The sequence below is a fragment of the Streptomyces sp. NPDC057307 genome, from assembly GCF_042667665.1.
Classification (GTDB): Bacteria; Actinomycetota; Actinomycetes; order Streptomycetales; family Streptomycetaceae; genus Streptomyces.
The window spans coordinates 1-3,676 of sequence record NZ_JBHUZM010000262.1; the positions used below are offsets into that span (position 1 = coordinate 1).

General features: G+C 69.2%; 3 protein-coding genes and 1 pseudogene. All 4 read right to left on the reverse strand.

Going from position 1 to position 3,676, the window contains the following annotated elements; translation table 11 throughout:
- Positions 1-128, reverse strand: a pseudogene (locus ACFUN8_RS37120) (4-hydroxy-3-methylbut-2-en-1-yl diphosphate synthase); the annotation flags it as partial.
- 222 nt (positions 129-350) lie between these two features.
- Positions 351-1,652, reverse strand: coding sequence for a M50 family metallopeptidase (locus ACFUN8_RS37125; protein ID WP_383647797.1), 1,302 nt, complete (start codon positions 1,650-1,652; stop codon positions 351-353).
- Positions 1,649-2,911 carry a 1-deoxy-D-xylulose-5-phosphate reductoisomerase gene (gene dxr / locus ACFUN8_RS37130; RefSeq protein WP_383647800.1) on the reverse strand — a complete coding sequence of 421 codons (1,263 nt, stop codon included), beginning with the start codon at positions 2,909-2,911 and terminating at the stop codon, positions 1,649-1,651. The genes ACFUN8_RS37125 and dxr overlap by 4 nt, the downstream gene beginning before the upstream one ends.
- A gap of 106 nt (positions 2,912-3,017) precedes the next feature.
- Positions 3,018-3,676: hypothetical protein (locus ACFUN8_RS37135; protein WP_383647803.1), on the reverse strand; the 659-nt coding region annotated here is incomplete at its 5' end.

Below are 3,676 nucleotides of genomic sequence, written 5' to 3' on the forward strand. Positions count from 1 at the left end.
GTCATCGACTGCACCGACACCGGCGCATCCCCACCGACAGCCACCGAACCGACCTGGATCTGTCGACTGACCCTCCGGTCGGCGAGCTTCGTCGGAACATCCGGCATTCCGAGAGAAATCGCAGTCATCTGCTGTACAACCCCAAGGTGTGGATCGTGGTCCCGAGTTCGGCGGGCTCCGACCATCGAGATTACGGCACCGGCCCACCGAACGAGCACATCTCTCCGCCAAAACCGGCAAAGGCCTACGGCCGGGAGCAGTGAGACACCCGGCCGTAAACCTGTAGCCGCTTCGACGGCCTGAACTGTTTCCGTCGTCAGGAGCGCTCCGGACGGCGGGCTTCCGGCCGGCTACGAGATCTTGACCGGGTTCACCACGTCGGCGATCAGCACCAGCAGGGTGAAACAGATGAAGATCCCGGCCACGACGTACGCGACGGGCATGAGCTTCGCGACGTCAAAGGGCCCCGGGTCCGGCCTCTTGAAGACGCGGGCGAGTTTCCTGCGCGCGGACTCCCACAGCGCCCCCGCCATGTGCCCGCCGTCGAGCGGCAGCAGCGGCAGCATGTTGAAGAGGAACAGCGAGAGATTGAATCCGGCCAGCAGGAACAGCATCATCGCCATCTGGTTCTGCGCCGGCACGTCCAGGGTCATCACCTCGCCGCCGATCCGCGCGGCACCGACGACGCCCACCGGCGAGTCGTCCTTGCGGTCGCCGTCGGAGAAGGCGGCGTTCCACAGATCGGGGATCTTGGAGGGCAGCGCGACGATCGACTCGACACCCGTCACGATCATGTCGCCCATGCGGTCGACGGAGTCGCCGAAGGAGAGCGGCACGATCTCGGTGGCCGCGGCGAAGCCCAGGTAGCCGGCGGGGACGAACTTGTCCGGGACGACCTCCCCGTCCGAGTTCTTCTGCGCGACCATGTTCTTCGCGAGCGTCGCCTGGAGCTCCTGCTGCTTGCCGTCACGTTCGACCGTGATGGTGGCGGGGCCGATCGTCTCGCGGATGAGGTTGGAGAGCGTGGACCAGTCCTCGACCCGCTGTCCGTTGAAGGCGACGATCTTGTCGCCTTCCTTGAGACCGGCGGCGCGGGCGGGCGACACGGGGTCGCCCGCCGTGCACTTCTCGCGGGCCACGTCCTGAGAGATGACGCACTTCTGAACGCCGGCGACCTCGGTGGTCTGGGTCTGGAATCCGAAGCTCATCGCGACGCCCATGAAGATCACGACGGCGAGGACCAGGTTCATGAAGGGTCCCGCGAACATCACGATCACGCGCTTCCACGGCTTACGCGTGTAGAAGAGCCTGGTCTCGTCGCCCTCCTTCAGCTCCTCGAAGGCCGCCGAGCGGGCGTCCTCGATCATGCCGCGCCAGGGCGAGGTGGACCGCGCCTCGATGCGTCCGTCGGCGCCCGGCGGGAACATCCCGATCATGCGGATGTAGCCACCGAGCGGAATCGCCTTGAGGCCGTACTCCGTGTCGCCCCTCTGGCGCGACCAGATGGTGGGGCCGAAACCGACCATGTACTGCGGCACGCGGATGCCGAAGAGCTTGGCCGTCGACAGGTGGCCCAGCTCGTGGAACGCGATGGAGAAGAGCAGCCCGGCGGCGAAGATCACTATGCCGAGGACTGTCAACAGGATCGTCATGCGCGAGCCTCCGCTGGCTGTTCTTCGCCGAATTTCTCTGCCACTTCGCGGGCCCGGGCGCGGGCCCAGGTCTCCGCCTCGAGGACGTCCGCCACGGTGAGCGAGGTTCCCTTGGCGGGCTGTCCGTGCTCGGCGACGACTTCGGTGACGGTATCCATGATGCCGTTGAACGGCAGCCGGCCCGCCAGAAACGCGTCCACGCACTCCTCGTTGGCGGCATTGAACACCGCCGGGGCGGTACCGCCCAGCGATCCGACATGCCGGGCGAGTCCCACCGACGGGAAGGCCTCGTTGTCGAGCGGGAAGAACTCCCAGGTCGACGCCGTGGACCAGTCGAAGGCGGGCGCGGCGTCCGGCACCCGTACCGGCCAGCCGATGCCCACGGCGATCGGACCGCTCATGTCGGGCGGCGTGGCCTGCGCGAGGGTCGAGCCGTCCGTGAATTCCACCATGGAGTGAACGTACGACTGGGGGTGGACGACAACCTCGATGCGTTCGAACGGGATGTCGTACAGGAGATGCGCCTCGATGACCTCCAGTCCCTTGTTGACGAGGGTCGCCGAGTTGATCGTGATCACGGGGCCCATCGCCCACGTGGGATGGGCCAGGGCGGCGTCCGGGGTGACGTGGGCCAGCTCGGCCCTCGTACGGCCGCGGAAGGGGCCTCCGGAGGCCGTGACGACCAGCTTGCGCACATCGGCGCGGGTGCCCGCCGCGAGGGCCTGGAAGAGCGCGGCGTGCTCGGAGTCGACCGGGATGATCTGCCCCGGCTTGGCGAGCGCCTTGACCAGCGGGCCGCCGACGATCAACGACTCCTTGTTGGCCAGGGCGAGCGTGCGGCCGGCTTCGAGGGCGGCGAGGGTGGGCGCGAGGCCGATGGATCCGGTGATGCCGTTGAGCACGGTGTGGCAGGCGGACGCCGCGAGGTCGGTGGCGGCGTCCGCCCCGGCCAGGATCTCGGGGAGCGGCTCCGCGCCGTACTCCGCGCCCAGCGCCTCGCGCAGCGCGGGCACGGCGTCCTCGCGTGCGACCGCGACGGTGCGGACCCGGAGCTGTCGCGCCTGCTCGGCGAGCAGTCCGACCCGCCCGCCTGCGGCGGACAGCGCGGTGACACGGAAGCGGTCGGGATTGCGCAGGACCAGGTCGATCGCCTGGGTGCCGATGGACCCGGTGGAGCCGAGGACGACGATGTCCCGGCGGCCTTCGGACGCGTCGAAGGCGATATGGGGGTCGGCGAGAGGGGCTGGACTGTCGCTCATGGCCCCATTCTTGCCGCATCCGGTCACGGGGCGGGCGGTGAGGGCCGAAACCGGGGCGCGGGACGGGGCCAAGTCGGGCCCGGTCGGCCCCGTCCGGTCCCGGCTGTCAGCCCGTCGCGCCCGCCTCGAACTTCTTCCACTGCGCCGTGATGACCTCTTCGGGCACCTTGCCGATGTCCTTCGTGTCCAGGATGTCGGCCCGGAAGGAGAGGGTGGTGGTGCCGGAGCGTACGACGGTGAGGTATTCGTACAGCTTCAGCGTGCCCTTCACGTCGAGGATGGTGAAGCGGTACGCCTGCGCCTCGTCACCGTAGGCGGGTGCCTTGACCGGCTCGACCTTCAGGTAACGCGCCTTGGCGACGGCCCGGTTCTCGACGAAGCCGCCCGCGCAAGCCTTGCCTGCCGCGCCGAGGGCCTTCATGACGCCGGCCGCCCCGTCTCCGTTGTAGGAGCGGAGCTGTACGGCGACGGTGGTGCCCACCATCTCCTCGGCGACGTCCACGTTGCGGTGCACCTCGGACGCCGGGTCGAAGGCGGTGGCGCCCTTGGCGAGGCTGACGAGCGGCTGACAGGTGGCGGGGTCGGCGGTGTAGTCCTCGCCGCCGGGCGCGCCGAGGGAGAACTCTCCCGCCGTGTACTTGCCGATCTTCTCGCCGTCGGTGAAGGCGAGGCCCGTGAGGTCGCGCAAGCTGAGGGCTCCGGTTCCGCCGGTCCCGGCGCCGCCGGACTCGCCCGAGCCGGCCGAGTCGGCGGCGGCAACGGGGC

What these genes read in the sequence shown, in the direction of transcription:
- ACFUN8_RS37125 (WP_383647797.1), bottom strand. Translation starts at nt 1,652, where the DNA reads ATGACGATCCTGTTGACAGTCCTCGGCATAGTGATCTTCGCCGCCGGG.
- dxr (WP_383647800.1), bottom strand. Translation starts at nt 2,911, where the DNA reads ATGAGCGACAGTCCAGCCCCTCTCGCCGACCCCCATATCGCCTTCGAC.